The 18506-nt window shown below is 60.7% G+C and carries 16 protein-coding genes and 1 pseudogene; 9 read left to right on the top strand and 8 right to left on the bottom strand.

Annotated elements, in window-relative coordinates; translation table 11 throughout:
- Window positions 1-11 precede the first annotated feature (11 nt).
- The 5 genes from pstA (at window position 12) to ACEN8R_RS24535 (ending at window position 5762) form a co-directional block, all read left to right on the top strand.
- Complete coding sequence (gene pstA / locus ACEN8R_RS24515) at window positions 12-1682, top strand: phosphate ABC transporter permease PstA (RefSeq protein ID WP_018927392.1); 1671 nt, start codon at window positions 12-14, stop codon at window positions 1680-1682.
- Between the two features lie 166 nt (window positions 1683-1848).
- Window positions 1849-2682, top strand: a complete 834-nt coding sequence (pstB, locus tag ACEN8R_RS24520) for a phosphate ABC transporter ATP-binding protein PstB (RefSeq protein WP_008150054.1) — start codon at window positions 1849-1851, stop codon at window positions 2680-2682.
- Window positions 2683-2753: 71 nt separating this feature from the next.
- The gene (gene phoU, locus ACEN8R_RS24525) at window positions 2754-3515 is read left to right on the top strand and encodes a phosphate signaling complex protein PhoU (RefSeq protein ID WP_007934507.1); all 762 of its coding nucleotides are present in this window, start codon (window positions 2754-2756) and stop codon (window positions 3513-3515) included.
- Window positions 3516-3696: 181 nt separating this feature from the next.
- Complete coding sequence (locus ACEN8R_RS24530; protein WP_018927393.1) at window positions 3697-4641, top strand: response regulator; 945 nt, start codon at window positions 3697-3699, stop codon at window positions 4639-4641.
- 200 nt (window positions 4642-4841) lie between these two features.
- The gene (locus ACEN8R_RS24535) at window positions 4842-5762 is read left to right on the top strand and encodes a peptidoglycan DD-metalloendopeptidase family protein (RefSeq protein WP_018927394.1); all 921 of its coding nucleotides are present in this window, start codon (window positions 4842-4844) and stop codon (window positions 5760-5762) included.
- 66 nt (window positions 5763-5828) lie between these two features.
- On the opposite strand, the gene ACEN8R_RS24540 is transcribed toward ACEN8R_RS24535, so the two are convergent.
- The 3 genes from ACEN8R_RS24540 to phoB form a co-directional block, all read right to left on the bottom strand.
- Complete coding sequence (locus ACEN8R_RS24540; protein WP_018927395.1) at window positions 5829-7169, bottom strand: hemolysin family protein; 1341 nt, start codon at window positions 7167-7169, stop codon at window positions 5829-5831.
- A 123-nt stretch (window positions 7170-7292) separates the two neighbouring features.
- Window positions 7293-8579, bottom strand: coding sequence for a phosphate regulon sensor histidine kinase PhoR (gene phoR / locus ACEN8R_RS24545; RefSeq protein WP_218585017.1), 1287 nt, complete (start codon window positions 8577-8579; stop codon window positions 7293-7295).
- A gap of 75 nt (window positions 8580-8654) precedes the next feature.
- Window positions 8655-9344 carry a phosphate regulon transcriptional regulator PhoB gene (gene phoB / locus ACEN8R_RS24550; protein WP_007896474.1) on the bottom strand — a complete coding sequence of 230 codons (690 nt, stop codon included), beginning with the start codon at window positions 9342-9344 and terminating at the stop codon, window positions 8655-8657.
- 152 nt (window positions 9345-9496) lie between these two features.
- Here phoB and ACEN8R_RS24555 point away from each other — a divergent pair, with 152 nt between their 5' ends.
- A complete protein-coding gene (locus ACEN8R_RS24555) occupies window positions 9497-9880 on the top strand; it encodes a COG4315 family predicted lipoprotein (RefSeq protein ID WP_018927397.1) in 384 nt (127 codons plus the stop codon).
- Window positions 9881-9957: 77 nt separating this feature from the next.
- On the opposite strand, the gene ubiA is transcribed toward ACEN8R_RS24555, so the two are convergent.
- Window positions 9958-10848 (bottom strand): 4-hydroxybenzoate octaprenyltransferase, encoded by an 891-nt coding sequence (gene ubiA / locus ACEN8R_RS24560; RefSeq protein WP_019651311.1) that lies wholly within the window; start codon window positions 10846-10848, stop codon window positions 9958-9960.
- On the bottom strand, window positions 10848-11411 hold the full coding sequence (locus ACEN8R_RS24565; protein ID WP_064621149.1) for a chorismate--pyruvate lyase family protein: 564 nt from the start codon (window positions 11409-11411) through the stop codon (window positions 10848-10850). The genes ubiA and ACEN8R_RS24565 overlap by 1 nt, the downstream gene beginning before the upstream one ends.
- Before the next feature lie 200 nt (window positions 11412-11611).
- Here ACEN8R_RS24565 and ACEN8R_RS24570 point away from each other — a divergent pair, with 200 nt between their 5' ends.
- From ACEN8R_RS24570 to ACEN8R_RS24580, 3 genes are all read left to right on the top strand, one after another.
- Window positions 11612-11779 (top strand): rubredoxin, encoded by a 168-nt coding sequence (locus ACEN8R_RS24570; RefSeq protein WP_007896465.1) that lies wholly within the window; start codon window positions 11612-11614, stop codon window positions 11777-11779.
- 18 nt (window positions 11780-11797) lie between these two features.
- On the top strand, window positions 11798-12946 hold the full coding sequence (locus ACEN8R_RS24575; RefSeq protein ID WP_495624400.1) for an NAD(P)/FAD-dependent oxidoreductase: 1149 nt from the start codon (window positions 11798-11800) through the stop codon (window positions 12944-12946).
- Between the two features lie 192 nt (window positions 12947-13138).
- A complete protein-coding gene (locus tag ACEN8R_RS24580) occupies window positions 13139-13414 on the top strand; it encodes an HU family DNA-binding protein (protein WP_003213368.1) in 276 nt (91 codons plus the stop codon).
- Window positions 13415-13502: 88 nt separating this feature from the next.
- On the opposite strand, the pseudogene ACEN8R_RS24585 reads toward ACEN8R_RS24580, so the two are convergent.
- The 3 genes and pseudogenes from ACEN8R_RS24585 to ACEN8R_RS24595 form a co-directional block, all read right to left on the bottom strand.
- A pseudogene (locus tag ACEN8R_RS24585) lies at window positions 13503-13616 on the bottom strand (DUF6124 family protein); the annotation flags it as partial.
- 1 nt (window position 13617) lies between these two features.
- On the bottom strand, window positions 13618-14091 hold the full coding sequence (locus ACEN8R_RS24590; protein ID WP_138866532.1) for an SMI1/KNR4 family protein: 474 nt from the start codon (window positions 14089-14091) through the stop codon (window positions 13618-13620).
- Window positions 14092-14103: 12 nt separating this feature from the next.
- The gene (locus ACEN8R_RS24595) at window positions 14104-18504 is read right to left on the bottom strand and encodes an RHS repeat-associated core domain-containing protein (protein ID WP_495624401.1); all 4401 of its coding nucleotides are present in this window, start codon (window positions 18502-18504) and stop codon (window positions 14104-14106) included.
- Window positions 18505-18506: the final 2 nt, after the last annotated feature.

The raw sequence follows: 18506 nt of genomic DNA on the forward strand, positions 1-18506 counted from the left end.
GGTAGAAGTCTGTGAAACAGAACTCCCTGAATGGATGGTTCAAGAGCGGCGCCCCCGGCGTCTGGATCAGCGGCGGCGCGGTGTCCATTGCGGTCATCATGACCATTGGCCTGCTGGCGGTGATTGCCGTGCGCGGTCTGGGGCACTTCTGGCCGGCGGACCTGATCCACGCCAATTACGACGTGCCGGGTCAGGCCAACCACCTGGTCATCGGCGAAGTGGTGCAGAAGGAAGAAGTGCCACGCGAGCGCCTGAAAACCGCTGGCCTGCCGGTGCCCGATCAGGGCCCGGAGTTCATGACTCGCGAGCTGATCAAAGTCGGCAACCGTGATCTGAACGGCACGGACTTCACCTGGATTGTCGGCGAGTGGCTGACCAACCAGAAAACCCCGCCAGAGCTGATGACCATCGAGCGTCGCGAGTGGGGCAACTTCTACGGCTATCTGGTCAACGTTAAAGAGGACGGCAAGGTCGTCGCTGAAGGCGAAGCCGCATGGCCTGAGTTGCAGGCCCGTGTCGATCGCGTCAACCAGTTGGCTGGGCAGCTCAAGAGCCTGGAAAAAACCGACATCGGCGCGATCAACGCCGGTCTCGAACGTGTTCGTCTGCACGGTCGCAAGCTGGAATTGGCCGGCCGTCTCGACGCTACCGCACAGGCGGACCTGGAGTCTGAGCGCGCCGAGCTGAATGCCCGTTATCAGGAAATCGAAGCGCGTCTGAACGACCTGCACAAGCAGTTCAACCGTGACAGCCTGACGGCTCGTGACGCGAACGGTAAAGAGGTCGAGATCGGCATCGGCAAAGTGGTTCACGCCTATCAGCCGAACGCCATGAGCACCTTTACCAAGGTGGGCTTCTACTTCAGCAAGGTCTGGGAATTCCTCAGTGATGACCCGCGCGAAGCCAACACCGAAGGCGGGATCTTCCCGGCGATTTTCGGCACCGTGATGATGACCCTGATCATGGCGATGATCGTCACTCCTTTCGGTGTGCTGGCGGCGGTCTACCTGCGTGAATACGCCAAGCAGAACACCCTGACCCGAGTGATCCGTATTGCGGTGAACAACCTGGCGGGCGTACCGGCGATCGTTTACGGCGTGTTCGGCCTGGGCTTCTTCGTTTATGTACTGGGCGGCTCGATCGACCGGTTGTTCTTCCCCGAAGCCTTGCCGGCGCCGACCTTCGGTACACCGGGTCTGTTGTGGGCTTCGTTGACCTTGGCCCTGCTGGCTGTGCCGGTGGTGATCGTGGCCACCGAAGAAGGCCTGGCGCGGATTCCTCGCACCGTGCGCGAAGGCTCGTTGGCCCTCGGCGCGACCAAGGCCGAGACCTTGTGGAAGATCGTGCTGCCGATGGCCAGCCCGGCAATGATGACCGGCATGATCCTCGCCGTGGCCCGCGCCGCCGGTGAAGTGGCGCCGCTGATGCTGGTGGGTGTAGTGAAACTGGCGCCGTCGCTGCCGCTGGATGGCAACTACCCGTACCTGCACCTGGACCAGAAGATCATGCACCTGGGCTTCCACATCTATGACGTCGGCTTCCAGAGCCCGAACGTAGAAGCCGCGCGGCCGCTGGTGTATGCCACGGCGCTGCTGCTGGTGCTGGTGATCGCGACATTGAACCTGTCGGCCGTTTATATCCGTAACCACCTGCGCGAGAAGTACAAGGCGCTGGATAGCTGATCAACACCGAACTGTAGGAGCCGGCTTGCTGGCGAAGGCATCACCGCGGTGAGCCTGCGGGACCGAGTTGTCTGCATCGCCAGCAAGCCGGCTCCTACAAAGAATTGCGTAACCGCGGGCCTGGCCTGCGGCCCCGAACCGAATTTGTTAGCACAGGGAGCCTCCCATGCAGCACGAAGCACACACTCACGGCATCAACATGTCGGCCCTGGGCCGCGACAAACAGAGCCTGAGTCTCGAGCAGGAAACCGTGGCCATCGAAGTGCCGGGGTTGAGCCTGTTCTACGGCGACAAACAAGCGCTGTATGACGTCAGCATGAACATCCCGAAACAGCGCGTGACCGCCTTCATCGGGCCGTCCGGCTGTGGCAAGTCCACGCTGTTGCGCACTTTCAACCGCATGAACGACCTGGTGGATGGCTGCCGCGTCGAAGGCGCGATCAACCTCTACGGCAACAACATCTACCGCAAGGGCGAGGACGTGGCCGAGCTGCGTCGTCGCGTCGGCATGGTGTTCCAGAAGCCCAACCCGTTCCCGAAAACCATCTATGAAAACGTGGTTTACGGCTTGCGCATCCAGGGCATCAACAAAAAGCGCATCCTCGACGAAGCCGTCGAGTGGGCGTTGAAAGGCGCGGCGCTGTGGGATGAAGTCAAGGATCGTCTGCACGAGTCGGCACTCGGTCTGTCCGGTGGTCAGCAGCAACGTCTGGTGATTGCCCGCACCATCGCCGTGGAGCCGGAAGTGCTGCTGCTCGACGAACCGTGCTCGGCACTCGACCCGATCTCCACGCTGAAAGTCGAAGAGCTGATCTACGAACTGAAATCCAAGTTCACCATTGTTATCGTGACCCACAACATGCAACAGGCCGCGCGGGTTTCCGACTACACGGCGTTCATGTATATGGGCAAACTGGTGGAGTTCGGCGACACCGACACCCTGTTCACCAATCCGGCGAAGAAGCAGACCGAAGACTACATCACCGGTCGTTACGGCTAGGAAGCTGTTGTTGCTCACTGAACTGACGCTGCGGCCCACCGCACCTTACCGGACGCTCCAAGGACGCCAACATGATTAGTAAAGAAGGCCTTACCCATCACATCTCCCAGCAGTTCAACGCTGAGCTCGAGGAAGTGCGCAGCCACCTCCTGGCCATGGGCGGGCTGGTCGAGAAGCAGGTCAACGACGCGGTCACCGCGCTGATCGAGGCCGACTCCGGCCTGGCCCAGCAAGTGCGCGAGGTCGACGACCAGATCAACCAGATGGAACGCAATATCGACGAAGAATGCCTGCGCATTCTGGCCCGTCGTCAGCCGGCGGCGTCGGACTTGCGTCTGATCATCAGCATCTCCAAATCGGTGATCGACCTCGAGCGTATCGGCGACGAAGCCACCAAGATCGCCCGTCGCGCCATTCAGTTGTGTGAAGAAGGCGAAGCGCCGCGCGGTTATGTCGAGGTTCGCCACATCGGCGACCAGGTGCGCAACATGGTTCGCGATGCCTTGGACGCATTTGCCCGTTTCGACGCCGACCTGGCGCTGTCGGTGGCGCAGTACGACAAGATCATCGACCGCGAATACAAGACCGCGCTGCGCGAACTCGCCACCTACATGATGGAAGATCCACGCTCTATCTCGCGTGTCTTGAGCATTATCTGGGTGCTGCGTTCCCTTGAGCGAATCGGCGACCACGCGCGCAATATCTCGGAACTGGTGATTTACCTGGTGCGCGGCACCGACGTGCGTCACCTGGGCCTCAAGCGCATGAAGGAAGAAGTGGAAGGCACAAGTGCCGAAACCGCTAATGTTCCGGACAAAGCTGACGATAAGTAAGGTTGCCCAAGAAAAAGCGCCCGGCCTCTTGGCCGGGCGTTTTTGTTTGTGTGGCTTTTGAACTGAAAAGCCGAATTGAAAAGCAGCACCCGCGAACGAAAAGTCCCGGCGTGACTGAAGAGTTTTGGCAAAGTGCCATCAGCCAGCGTTATGCTTGCCGGGATTTTTAAAGGGGTGTTGGATGAGCAAGATCAGTGTGTTGGTCGTGGACGATGCGTCGTTCATTCGTGACCTGGTAAAAAAGTGCCTGCGCAACTACTTCCCGGGGATCCGGACCGAAGATGCAGTCAACGGTAAAAAGGCCCAGGCCATGCTGGCCAAGGAAGCGTTCGACCTGGTTCTGTGCGACTGGGAAATGCCGGAAATGTCCGGTCTGGAGTTGCTGACCTGGTGCCGTGAGCAGGACAACCTCAAGGCCATGCCGTTCGTGATGGTGACCAGCCGTGGCGATAAAGAAAACGTGGTCCAGGCGATCCAGGCCGGGGTTTCCGGCTACGTCAGCAAGCCATTCACCAACGAGCAGCTGTTGACCAAGGTCAAGCAGGCCCTGAACAAGGTCGGCAAGCTCGATACCTTGATGAACAGCGCGCCGACCAAAATGAACTCGGCGTTCGGCAACGATTCCCTGAGCGCATTGACCGGTGGCAAAGCGGCGGTAGTCGCACCCTCGGCTGCAGCGGTCAACCCGTTTGCCAAACCTGCCGCCGCCGCGCCAGCCCCGGCTGCGGCGCCGTCTCGCGGCCTGCTCAACAATCCACCGGTCAAGGCGCCTGCCTCCGCATCAGCTGGCGGTCGTGGCCAAGGCCAACTGCGTCTGTCGAGCGGCACACAGCAATGCGTGATCAAGGCCTTGAGCATCAAGGAAGCGCTGCTGGTGGTGAAACGCACTGACACCTTGCCGCAAGTCCTCGACAACGCCGTACTCGACCTGGAGCAGGGCGACAATGCCGAAACTGCCCGTCTTAACGGCTACTTGCACGCCATCGTCGCCCACGAGCCGAAGCCGGACAGCGAGTGGCTGCAACTGACGTTCCGCTTTGTCGACCAGGATGCACAGAAGCTCGACTACATCTCCCGCCTGATCGCCCGTGGCACCGCGCAGAAGCACTTCGTACCGGGTGCGTAACGTGTACCGCTGATCGTTCCCACGCTCTGCGTGGGAATACCTCCCCGGACGCTCCGCGTCCGCTTCGGATGGGACGCAGAGCGTCCCGTGCTGCATTCCCAGGCAGAGCGTGGGAATGATCATTTGAAACATCTGTCGACTACGCAGGTCCATTTCTGCTGCTAGGCTCCTTCCCAGGCCTACTCAACAGAATTTTGCCCATGCTCGCGCGCCTGCTGTTTTTCTGTGGTCTTTTCATGGCCTCCACCTCGGCTGTGGCCATGACGATCTATAAGTCCACTGATGCCAGTGGCGTGGTCTCTTACAGCGACCGCCCCACCAAAGGCGCGAAGGTGTTCGTTTTTCGCGACCGAATGGTCGAACACCTTGAGCGGCAGGTGTACCTCGACATCAAGAGGCTGAATGGCATGGACAGCGTGTTCGTGCGCAACGACCTGTATGCGCCGGTCGAGATCGAGCTGAGTTTCGACCGGTTGCAGAACGTCAGCGGAGCGCCGAGCCGACCGATCCGGCGGGTGATGCCGGCGCGCAGTAACCTTCGTCTGGCCCTGCTCACGCCGACGAAGGCCGGAAGGCCGATCGTGTATAACCCAAGGTTCGCATATTTCCTGGGCGACCCCTCAGGGGCTGCCATGGCCTATCGATATCCGTTGCCCTGGCGTGGCGGTCCGTTTCGGCTGACCCAGGGCCCCAATGGCCAATACAGCCACTACGGACCGAAGAACCGTTACGCGATGGATATCGCCATGCCCGAAGGCACGCCGATCATCGCGGCGCGCGGCGGGGTGGTGGTGAAAACCGAGAATGGCCAGACCGGGCGCGGCAACGATCCATCGGGCAATTTCGTGCGGGTGTTGCACGATGACGGGACCATGGGCGTGTACCTGCACCTCAAGAAAGGTTCGGTCTGCGTACGGGAAGGTCAGCGGGTAGTGGTGGGCAGTGCGCTGGCGCTGTCGGGCAACACCGGCAACAGCAGCGGCCCGCACCTGCACTTCGTGGTGCAGCGCAATACCGGGTTGGGCCTGGTGTCGATTCCGTACCAGTTCAATCAACCGGTGGGGGCGTTGCCCAACTTTGCGTTGGGCAGTAGGAGCCGGCTTGCTGGCGATGAACGATAACGCGGTATAACAGAGACACCGCAGCGCTCCTGATCGCCAGCAAGCCGGCTCCTACAAGGGCGTGGCTCAGTCCAGCATCAACACCTTGGCCAATATGATCTTCGGCCCTTTCATCTTTTTGATGATGATCCGCAAACCTTCGACTTCCAGCACTTCTTCCTCTTCCGGCACCCGTTTCAGGGTTTCGTAGACCAGCCCGGCGAGGGTTTCGGCTTCGATGTGGTCCAGGTCGATGCCCAGCAGGCGTTCCACCTTGAACAGCGGCGTATCACCCCGCACCAGCAGCTTGCCCGGCTGATACGCGAGGATCCCGCGTTCAGCCTTGCGGTGTTCGTCCTGAATGTCGCCCACCAGCACTTCCAGCACGTCTTCCATGGTCAGGTAGCCGATGATGTTGCCGTCGGCTTCCTCGACCAAGGCGAAGTGCGAGCCGCCCTTGCGGAACTGCTCCAGCAGTTGCGACAGCGGCATGTGCCGCGATACGCGCTCCAGTGGTCGGGTCAGTTCGGCGAGGTTGAACGACTCGGGAATGTGATCAAGGGCGGCCAGTTCCAGCAGCAGATCCTTGATGTGCAGCAGGCCGACGAACTCCTTGCGCTCGCTGTCGTACACCGGGTAGCGGCTGAACTTGTGGCGACGGAACAACGCCAGGATTTCCTTGAGCGGAGCGTTGAACTCGAGGGTGACCAGGTCTTCCCGGGAGTTGGCCCAGTCGACCACTTCCAGCTCGCCCATTTCCACCGCCGAGGCCAGTACGCGCATGCCTTGGTCGCTTGGGTCCTGGCCACGGCTGGAGTGCAGGATCAGTTTCAGTTCTTCGCGGCTGTAATGGTGCTCGTGGTGCGGGCCGGGCTCACCCTGCCCGGCGATGCGCAGGATCTGGTTGGCGCTGGCGTTGAGCAGGTAGATGGCCGGGTACATGGCCCAGTAGAACAAGTACAGCGGCACCGCCGTCCACAGCGACAGCAACTCGGGTTTGCGGATGGCCCAGGATTTTGGTGCCAGCTCACCGACCACAATGTGCAGGTACGAAATGATGAAGAACGCCGTGAAGAACGAAACCGCCTTGACCACTTCAGCGGAATCTACACCCACGGCACTCAGCACAGGCTCCAGGAGGTGCGCGAACGCCGGTTCGCCGACCCAGCCCAGACCCAGAGAGGCGAGGGTGATACCCAATTGGCACGCTGACAGGTAAGCATCGAGCTGACTGTGTACGGTGCGCAGGATATGCCCGCGCCAGCCGTGCTGTTCAGCGATGGCTTCGACCCGGGTCGAGCGCAGTTTGACCATGGCAAACTCTGCCGCAACGAAAAAGCCGTTGAGCAAAACCAGGATCAGAGCAAAAAGAATCATGCCGAAGTCGGCGAATATTGTTGCGAGGGTCAAGCCAGGGGAAGGGTCCATGATGGAGTTTTGCGGGTTCCGTGTATTCAAAAAAGGGGGAAATGCAGTGCCTGAAGGGCAGGCACAAGTCAGCCAATGTAGCGGCTGACTGATCGATTGCCTAGTGGCGAGTGCTAGTCGGTATCAGTCCGCGGCGCTGATCACGCGGGATTTGGTGACCTGGGCCGGCGCAAAATGGCAGGTAAACGTGCTGCCATGCCCCGGCACACTGCTGATTTCCATGCGGGCCCGGTGGCGCAGTAGCACGTGCTTGACGATGGCCAGCCCCAGCCCGGTGCCGCCGGTGTTGGAATTGCGGCTGGAATCGACGCGATAGAAGCGTTCGGTCAGGCGCGGCAGGTGTTTGCTGTCGATGCCGATTCCCGAATCCTGCACGCTCAGGTGTGCACCTTGCTCGTCGCCCCACCAGCGAATGCGGATATTGCCCTCGGCCGGGGTGTATTTCACCGCGTTGAACACCAGATTGGAAAACGCACTGCGCAGTTCGGCTTCACTGCCCTTGAGCAGAATCGTCGGGTCGGCTTCCAGGGTGATGCGCTGATTTTTCTGACCCGACAGCTGCTGGGCGTCGCTCTTGATCGATTGCAGCAGGCTATCGATGGACACTGGTTGGTTGTCCGATGGGTAATCGGTGGCTTCCAGTTTGGCCAGCAGCAGCAAATCGTTAAGCAAGGTCTGCATGCGCCCGCCTTGCTGCTGCATTTGCTGTAGGGCACGGGTCCAGCGCGGATTCACGTCCTCGACGTTATCGAGCAGGGTTTCCAGGTAGCCGCAAATCACCGTCAGGGGCGTGCGTAGTTCGTGGGACACGTTGGCGATGAAGTCTTTGCGCATCTGCTCCAGCTGATGGATACGCGTCACGTCGCGCACCAGCATCAAGTGCTCGTTGTTGCCGTAGCGGGTGATGTACAGCTGAATGCGCAGGCGATCATTGATCGGTGACGGAATCTCCAATGGTTCGGCGTAGTTGTCCTGCTCGAAGTATTCCTTGAAACGCGGATGGCGCACCAGGTTGGTCACCGGCTGGCCGCTGTCCTGAGGAGTCTTGAGGCCGAGCAGGGTTTCGGCGGCGCGGTTCCACCACTCAAGGTTGCCGTCGCTGTCGAGCATGATCACTGCGTCTTTCAGCGCGGCAGTGGATTCCTGGACCCGGTCGATCACCGCTTGCAGGCGCCCGCGTACCCGTTGGTCGCGGCGTTGCAGGTGATAGATGCTGTCGAACACTTCGCCCCACAGGCCATAGCCGTCGGGCGGTGCTTCATCGGGTTGGTGCAGGCGCAGCCATTCGTGCAGGCGCAGCAGCTGTTTGAGGGTCCAGGCCAGGTAAACACCCAGGCCCACGGCGAGACTCCAGCCGTAGTAGCCGGAAATCAGGCCGATCACCAGGCAGGCGGTGACCAGCAACAGCATGTGGCGAATCAGGGTGCCATGCCAGTTTTGGTTCACGGAAAATATGCGTCCTTGTCAGCGAGGCTGGCGGTCTGTTCAGGCCTTGGTGGAAAACCGGTAGCCGGTGCCGCGCACGGTTTGTACCAGATTTTCATAGGCATCGCCGAGGGCTTTGCGCAGGCGACGGATGTGCACGTCGACAGTGCGCTCTTCGACGTAGACATTGCCGCCCCAGACCTGATCCAGCAACTGGCCGCGGGTGTAGGCGCGTTCCTGGTGGGTCATGAAGAATTGCAGCAAGCGGTACTCGGTGGGGCCCATCTCGGCAGGTTTGCCGTCGATGGTCACGCGGTGGCTGATCGGGTCCAGCAGCAGGCCGCCGACTTCGATCGGCGCTTCGCCATCGGTCGGGCCGGCGCGACGCAGCACGGCTTTGAGGCGGGCCACCAGTTCGCGGGGGGAAAACGGTTTGGTGATGTAGTCGTCGGCGCCGACTTCCAGGCCCTGGATCTTGTTGTCTTCCTCGCCCTTGGCGGTGAGCATGATGATCGGGATATCCCCGGTCAGTTCATCGCGCTTGAGGCGGCGGGCCAACTCGATGCCGGAGGTGCCGGGCAGCATCCAGTCGAGCAGAATCAGGTCCGGTTTGCGGTCGACGATAATGGCATGGGCCTGCTGGGAGTTCTCCGCCTCCAGGCAGTCATAGCCGGCCATTTCCAACGCAACGGCGATCATTTCGCGAATGGGCGCTTCGTCGTCGACGATCAGAATGCTCCTGCCAACCATGCCTTAATCCTCTTGTCATTTAACTGTCTTGCGCCGCATTAGATAACGGAATTATTGCAGTCGTGTGACAGTATTTTAGCCGGCCTGCGATTGTCGCGATCCTGAACTAAGCTCTAATTCCGAATCCTGACAACCACAAAAGGAAGGTTTCCATGAATCACATTGCTAAATCCTGGAAGGTCCTGCTGGTCACGGCTGCGTTAACGCTGCCGTCCCTGGCCTTTGCGGCAGAACCCGCCATGATGAAAGGCGGCATGATGGTCGATCAGAAGGGTATGACCTTGTATACCTTTGACAAGGACAAGGACGGCAAGTCGATGTGCATGGGTGAGTGTGCGAAGAACTGGCCGCCGATGATGGCTCCGATGGATGCCAAGCCCATGGGTGAATGGAAGCCGATCAAGCGTGACGACGGCACAATGCAATGGACTTACGACGGTAAGCCAATGTACACCTACAAAATGGATAGCAAGCCGGGAGACATGAAAGGCGACGGCATGATGAAAATGTGGCACGTGATTGGCGAACACAAGTAAGCGATTTGCCTGCCCTGTAAACAGTCTGTAGCAGCTGGCGAAGCCTGAGTTCGGCAGCTGCTACAGATGAATCGCAGTCAACGCAACGCGTAATCCAGCACAATCCCCACGAAAATCGCCAACCCCGCCCAGTGGTTATGCAAAAACGCCTGGAAGCAACGCATCCGGTCTTTGCTGCGGGTGTACCAGAACTCCCACGCAAAGCAGCCTGCCGCCACCAGCAACCCAAGGTGGAACCAGCCACCGAGATGGAATTTCGAGCCAGCCAGCAACAGGCAGCCCAGCGCCAGGCCTTGCAAGGTCAGAATGATCACCCGGTCGGCATCGCCAAACAGGATCGCGGTGGATTTCACCCCGATCTTCAGGTCATCGTCGCGGTCGGTCATGGCGTAATAGGTGTCGTAGCCCACGGTCCACAGCAAGTTGGCGATCCACAGCAACCAGGCTGTCGCCGGCAGCTCACCGGTCTCGGCGGTGAACGCCATCGGCATGCCCCAGGAGAACGCCGCTCCCAGCACCACTTGCGGGTAATAGGTGTAGCGCTTCATGAACGGATAACTGGACGCCAGGGCCAAACCGCCCAGCGATAGCCAGACAGTCGCCGCGTTGGTGCACAGCACCAGCAGGAAGCTCACACCCATCAGCACCGCGAAGAACACCAGGGCTTCTTTGGAGCTGATCTTGCCGCTCACCAGCGGCCGTTGCTCGGTGCGTTTCACATGGCCATCGACCTTGCGGTCCGCCCAATCGTTGATCACGCAACCGCCGGCACGGGTCAGTACCACGCCGAGCACGAAAATCACGATATTGGCCAGTGACGGCGAACCTTCACCGGCAATCCACAGAGCCCACAGCGTCGGCCACAGCAGCAGGTAAATGCCGATCGGCTTGTCCATGCGGGTCAGCTGAATGAAATCCCAGGCCCGAGGATTCACGCGGTTCAGAGACTTGAGCAGGTTCTGGTACATCAGCAGTTCTCCGGATGCGCGCGGGCGGCGCTCCACAGGGTCGGCAGGAAAACCTCGGCCACCAGCACGCTCAGGGCGCCACGGTCGAAACGCGAGCGCCGGCCCCACAGTTCAGGCGCCTGAGCCTCCATCGGCAACCACGCTTGGGGATAGTGACAAACCTCGATGGCCCGGCGCTGAAACGCCCGATCGCAAAACAGCAGTTCGCCCAGGGAGCGGCTACCCAGCTCATCCATATGCAATCCGTCGCCCTGCAGCGCGCTACGCGCCGCCACGCTGCGGGCAAACACCCAAGCTTCACCGTGGCCGCGCAGATACACCTCGCGCACCCAGCCTTCGCTGCCTTCGGCCAGCTCCAGCGCGGCACATTCGTCGGCGCGCAGCGATTGCCAGCCTTCGAACAGCGGCGTGACGCTGAAACCGTCATTCGACAAACGGGTCAGGCGTCGGGTCAGTGACCCTTCATCGAACAACCAATCGAGCGTAGACGTGTCGGGGCGGGGCATCAGTTGGCTTTGAGAAAGCCAGAGCGGCGTCGGGGAGGGGGCTTTTGAGTGCGGCACAGTGAGTCATTATTGGCAGCAAATGAGGCGGCGAGCTTACCATGTCAGGCGGCGAGTTTGATTGATCCGGCCTGCCGTTGCGCCGAACAGGCTTGCATCTGTCGGGCCCGATCAGTACAAAACGCCCTGAGCCGGACGGCAACGCTTCATCTATCGACCGTTCGCGCCGGCAAAAGCCTGAATCCCGAGGAAGTACCTGAATGAAAAAGTGGCAATGTGTGGTCTGCGGCCTGATCTATAACGAAGCCGAAGGCTGGCCGGACGACGGTATTGCGGCGGGCACACCGTGGCAGGACGTGCCGGAAGACTGGCTGTGCCCGGACTGCGGCGTGGGCAAAATGGATTTTGAAATGATTGAAATCAACTAAGCATCCAAGGAGCTAGGAATGAACGCACCTGTCGTGATCGTCGGCACTGGGCTGGCTGGCTACAACCTGGCCCGGGAGTTTCGCAAACTCGATGGCGAAACCCCGCTGCTGTTGATTACCGCAGATGACGGACGCTCCTACTCCAAGCCGATGCTTTCCACCGGCTTTGGCAAGAATAAAGACGCCGATGGCCTGAGCATGGCCGAACCGGGCGCCATGGCCGAGCAATTGAAAGCCGAAGTGCGCACCCACACGCGCATCAGCGGCATCGATCCGGGCCACAAGCGCCTGTGGATCGGCGAAGAATCAGTGATCTATCGTGACCTGATCCTGGCCTGGGGCGCGGAAACCGTGCGCGTGCCGATCGAAGGCGACGCGGCCGACGCGGTTTTCCCAATCAACGACCTTGAAGACTACGCACGTTTTCGCGCGGCGGCGGCCTGCAAGCGTCGGGTGCTGCTGCTGGGCGCCGGTTTGATTGGCTGCGAATTTGCCAACGACCTGATTCTCGGTGGCTACGAAGTGCAACTGGTTGCGCCCTGCGAACAAGTCATGCCGACCTTGCTCCACCCGGCGGCGGCTGCTGCGGTCCAGGCCGGCCTGGAAAGCCTGGGCGCGCGCTTCCACCTCGGGCCGGTGCTCAATCGCTTGCAGCGAGTGGCGGACGGCCTGGAAGCGCATCTGTCTGACGGCCAGGTCATCCCTTGCGACGTAGTGGTGTCAGCCATCGGTCTGCGTCCGCGCATCGACCTGGCGGCCGCTGCCGGGGTGCAGGTCAATCGTGGCGTGGTGGTTGACCGTCACCTGAAAACCTCTCACGCCAACATCTACGCCCTGGGCGATTGCGCCGAGGTCGATGGGCTGAATCTGTTGTACGTCATGCCCCTCATGAGCTGTGCGAGAGCGCTGGCCCAGACCCTCGCCGGAAACCCTACGGCGGTGAGTTACGGCCCGATGCCGATCACCGTGAAAACCCCGGTCTGCCCATTGGTGGTTTCGCCGCCGCCACGGGGCGCGGAGGGCGTCTGGACGGTCGAAGGGCAGGGCGCGGACATCAAGGTGCTGTGCCGCGACAGCGCCGGCAAATTGCTGGGCTATGCCCTGACCGGCGCGGCGGTGATGGAAAAACTCGCCCTGAACAAAGAACTTCCGGCCCTGTTGGCGTAAATGCCGGTCGTTCTGTCGGAATCACCCCGTTTTTGCTCCCACAAAGGTCGCAGGGAGACTGGCGCCACTCTTGCGCGCATGCCATCCTCATTCCCGTCTGCCGCAGAGTAGAGCACCTGCGGCGCCTTGGGCGCTGTTCCAACGAGAACAGCACGGACATAACAACAAAAAACCGTCAAAGGGGCTTCACTCATGCGTAAACCAGAACTCGCCGCTGCCATCGCGGAAAAAGCAGATCTCACCAAAGAACAGGCCAATCGCGTTCTCAACGCCGTTCTCGAAGAAATCACCGGCGCTCTGCATCGCAAGGATAGCGTCACGCTGGTGGGCTTCGGCACCTTCCTGCAACGCCATCGCGGTGCCCGCACCGGCAAAAACCCGCAAACCGGTGAGCCAGTCAAAATCAAGGCCAGCAACACTGTTGCGTTCAAGCCAGGCAAGTCGTTGAAAGACAGCGTTAATCCGTAACACGCACCGACTTCCCGCACAGCGGGCGAGCGGGATAAAAAATGGGCACGCCAACGAGGTTGGGTGCCCATTTTTTCTATCTGGCGGATCAGCCGAGTCGACTTTGTTTCCTGGCGAGAATCGCTGCTATTTCCGGCTCATTCAGGTGATCCAGCGCGCGCTCTACCAACAAATGCACCCCGTCGGCCATGCGGCTGAGCGCCTCATTCCTCGTCCAAATCTTCCTCATCGATCAGTCCTTGAACGAAACGGAGGAAGTTCGAGCAAATAGGCTTCTCGGATTCAGCCTGGTTCTCTTCCGGGCTAAGGTCACTATCAAACGTGTCAGTCGTGAAATAACTGATGGCTCCCGAATCAAGGTTCAAGCAAAAGAAATTGCCGCCCAGGTCGTCTGCGAAAGGAAGGAGATGTGCAGGAAGAACTTGTTTCTTCAGCATCAACTGATAGGTGGACAGCAGCGTGGGTTCACCATAGGTAATCGGCCTGAAAGAGGCGACTTCGATGGGGTCGAAAAAGTCTTCGCTGACCCAATAAGCTCGTTCCGGCATGCCGCCGTTGTACTTGAGGTAATGGTTTCGAAAGGGAGCCGGTAGCTTCTTGCCGATGACGGACTCCAGCTGGTCCAGATTCGCTGGGGTAATGGCCTTTTCGTAATCTGAGAATTTGTTTTCAAGCATTGAAATCTCCAATCATGAGCAGCGCCCAGGTTTGACTTTGGTGTTGGGAATCTTGTTGGCGAGCCAGCCTTTCTTAGACGCTGCTAGGACTGATTCGCTGCTGTCGTAATTAACTTTGAAATGTTTCTCATATTGCGCAACTGAGCCGCCATGGGGATAGGTGGCTTCGTGGGCAGATTTCCTGACAAGCTGCATCGTTGTGTTACCCGTTTTAGGGTCGAAGTCATCAACGTGGTGCCAGGTATAGTCCTTCTTGGCACTCCTTGGAATACCGGCTTCTTTATAGGCTTGAGTAAAGTCACGCGACCTGGAGCCTTGCATCTTGATAGTCACGATATTTTTTTGTGCGCCTTTAATCGGATACAAATCACTGCTTCCCGTGAAATCTACCCCGGCATACGCCCAGCCCCATGGATCCGCCCAACCGATAGGGTTCGGAGCGTATTGGTAAAGATTGAGCCCACCTTCCAACCCAATCGGATCCGGCGTCGTAAACCGCCCCACATCCGGATCATAAAACCTGAACGTATTGAAATGCAGCCCCGTCTCCCGGTCCAGGTACTGTCCCTGAAACCGCAGGTTCTGCTCTTCAATGTAATACGGCTCGCGCACCTCTTCTAACGTGTTGCCCCACACCCGATAACTTGCCTTCCAGACATTGTGGCCGTCTGCCTCGGTGAGTTGTTCCGGCAGGCCGTTGAGGTCGTTGTGGTAGTAGCGGATTTTTTGCAGTGGGCCGGTGCCGTCGACGCGGGCCAGGGGCTCGTAACCTTCGTCTTCGTAGAGGTAGAGGCTGGTCTGTTGATGGCGATGTTCCTGCAACAGGCGCAGGCCGTCCCAGGTGAAGCGGGTTTCGCCGAGAGGGTAGCCGTTGGTGTCGTGTACGGTTTTTTCGATGCGCCGGCCCAGCGGGTCGTAGGTCATCCTGACCACGCTGCCGTTTGCGTTGCGCACTTCGATCAACCGGCTTTCGGCGTCGTAACCGAAGCGTTGCAAGCCCCGTTGAGCGCTACGTTTTTCGATCATCCGGCCAAACGCGTCATAGCGATAACGCTTGTCCTGATAGGTCAGCAGTTTGTTGTGAACCACCAGCCCGGCGCCGGGTTGTGGGCCGTCCAGCAGGTTGGCGGCGGCGTCGTAGGCGAAGGTTTCGCGCTGGCCGTGCAGGCTGTCCTGGCTGGCGATGATGCGGCCAGTGGCGTCGTAGTGCAGCAGTTGGCGGTGTTGTGCGGCGGGTTGCTGGTCGAGTTTGCCGATCAGGTTGTCGGCGGGGTCGTACTCGAAGTGCTTTTGTACCGCTGCCGGCATCAGCGATGGCTGACTGCTGTGACGGCGTTGGCGTGAGCGTAAACGCCCGCTGCGGTCGTATTCGCTGCGGGTGCTGATCTGGCCCTGGGTGCGCAGCACTTCGCGGTGCAGGCGGTCGCGTTCGAAGTCGCTGATGACCTGGCCGTCGAGGTTGATCTGGTGCAGGTGGCCGCTGCCGTAGTACAGGCGATTGAGCCAGCGGCCGTCGGGCAGTTGGGTCTGGATCAGGTTGCCGAGTTCGTCGTAGTGGTAGTGCAGGTTGCCGGCCGCGCTGTGTTCTTCGAGCAACTGGCCGAGGGCGTCGTAGGCGAAGCTCAGGGTTTGTGCGTTGCCCTGGTGGTCGGTGAAGGTGACGGCGGTGAGCTGGTCCAGTGGGTCGTAGGAGTAGTCGGTGCGGCCATCGTCGGTGATTTTGGCGATCAGCCGGCCGACGGCGTCGCGTTCCAGTCGGTGAACGATGGGAGCGGGGGGCGACTCGGGGACGACGGCCAGGCCGTTGCCGTAGGGCGCCGGAACAGCCGTGACCGCCGCGACGTTATCCAGCAGGTCATAGGTGTAGCGCTTGGCACTGCCATCCAGATCCTGTTGTTCTGTCAGCCGATCTCCAGCGTCCCAGGCAAACCGATAACTCTCGCCGTTCTCATTGGTCAGCGCCTGCAGCCGCCCGTAGCGGTCATACCCGAACTGCACCTGTCGGCCGTGGGCGTCGGTGCGCTGACGCACCTGGCCGCGACGGTTGTGTTGATACAGCGTGGTGTGCCCGGCCGGGTCGGTGTAGCCGATCAACTGGCCGCTGACGTCGCGCTGATACTGCTCGGTGCGGCCGTCCGGCAATTGGCTGCTGAGCAACCGTCCCTGGGCGTCGTAACTGAATTGGGTGCGTTCGCCGAGGGCATCGGTGATCGTTTGCAGATAGCCCCGGTTGTCATAGCTGAACCGCGTCGGATAACCCGAGCAATCGATGTGTTCGACCAGTTGGCCGAACGGGTTCCAGCGCAGCCTTTTGCTTTTGCCGGTGGCGTCGATGATCTCGACGACCTGGCCCTGGGTGTCGTAGCGGTACCGCGTTACATGGCCCAGCGGATCGGTTTCGGCGATGCAGTTGCCGCGCTGATCGTAGCGATATTGCCAACTGTTGCCCGCGGTATCGGTTTCCACCAGCGGCAAGGCCCAGTGCTCGAGCCATAGGGTCGATTCACTGCGGCCCAGCGGGTCGGTTTCGCCGATCAGGTTGCCGGCGTCGTCGTAGCTGTATTCATAGCGCCCGCCCAGCGGGTCGGTGGCACTGAGCAATTGGCGTTCGTCGTTCCACTCGAACTGCCAGGTCTGGCCGAGGTTGTCGGTGTACTCGGTGATCTGGTGCTGGGTGTTCCAGTGGCGAGTACTGATGCGCTGTGAGCCGTCGGTGATGCGCGTTGCACCGGCGTTCAGGTCATAGTCGAACTGGTAAGTGTCGCCTTCGTCGGTCCAGTGCCCGACCACGCGCCATTCTTTTTCCTCGATATAAGCCCATTCATAGAAACACCGCAGCCCCGTGGGCAACTGATGCTCAACCATACGCCGCCCGGCGTCGTAGGCGAAGCGCCGTTGCACCTGGCCGGTGGCGTCGCGCACTTCGGCCAGGTTGCCGGCTGCGTCATAGCCGTAACTGACGAGTACTTCGCGGTGTTGGTCGGGGTACAGGCGTTCCACCCGAGCCACGCGACGGTCTTCTTGAATCAGCTCGACCTGCACCAGATCGAAGGTGTCCCGCAGCCGAACAAGCTGCCCGCCGTCGTCATAGTCGAGGTGGATGCGGTTGTCATTGCGGTCACCGAGCTGGTTCAGGCGCAACAACGACGGATTACCGGGTGTACCGTCGAACAGCCGATACAACCCGTCATCGCTTTCAATCAACAATTCCCCATTGCGATGCCGCCGAACACTCAGCCCTTCACCCGCACTGAACACCGCGCCGCCCAGAGGAATCGAGCCCATATCGATGCGCCGGCCCTGTTCATCGGTGTACACCAGCGTTTCCCCGCCCTCCGGGTGAGGCAGGATTTCAACCCGCACCTCGTAGGACACGCTCCAACCCGCTCCGAACAAGCTGTCGCGGCGTTCGTCGCGGCTGTTGTAGAAGCGCTGCCAATCGATCGGCAAGATGCCCGGCAGCACGAAATCCAGCTCTTCGTCCCCACCCAGCACCTTGGCCCCGGTCGCAGCATGCACCGGGTTCGACGAACCCATGGCGGCGTTGGCCATGGCGCCCATGGCGCTGCTGACAGCCATCGACGCCGCGCCGCCGATCAGCATGCACGGCAATTTGCTGAAGAACTTGCCCTTGCCGCCCTTGAGCATCAGCAACGCGGTGACCGCCAGGCCCACGCCCGGGGTCTTGCCGCTGCGGATCTCGCGTACCACCACCGAGCCGCCGCCAATGGTCACGTTGGAGGAAATCAGCCCGGACGATACGACCTTGGCGTCGCAGGTGCTGCGGTCGCCGCTGCGCACGGCAGGCTGGCCGTTGATGGTGACCTTGTCCGAGCCCTCGGCCATGAACTGCGGCGGCATCGGCGGATGCTTCATGCAGACGAGCAGGTCCAGCGGCTTGGGCACGGCGCCGGGCGCCGGAGTGGCGACGGTGGGGCGCCACATCTGCGAGAAGAAGCTCTCGGCCATGTCCAGGTAGCTGGGCTCGGCTTCGGGCTCGGGTGCCTCCAGCTCGGTGCCGGCCGGCGCAACATGGGACGGAATCGCCCCGGCGGCGCGGGCGGCGGGGATGTTGTTGGTGAGGGTGTTGGTGGAACCGGTGAGAATATTCGCCTGCACCGTGGGCGGAAACAGCGCATTGCTGAAGCTCTCGCACAGGTTGCTCAAGCCCTTGTCGGCCCCGGTCTTGCTCATGGCAAGGCCGACGATGGTGCCCACCACCGCGCCGAGCAGGAAGCAGCCGAGGCCGCCGGTGGCGACGGTGATGCCCGTGGCCGCCACCACGGCAGCCGTCGCCAGCGCGGTGATCGCGATGTTGGCCGCCACCTCCAGCACGCCGCCGAGGATGTCGGCCATCATCGAGGTGTGGTCGAGGGCATCGCCCAGGCGGGCGGCCCAGAGTGCGTCAGACATGC

This window comes from Pseudomonas sp. Pseusp15 (assembly GCF_059492165.1).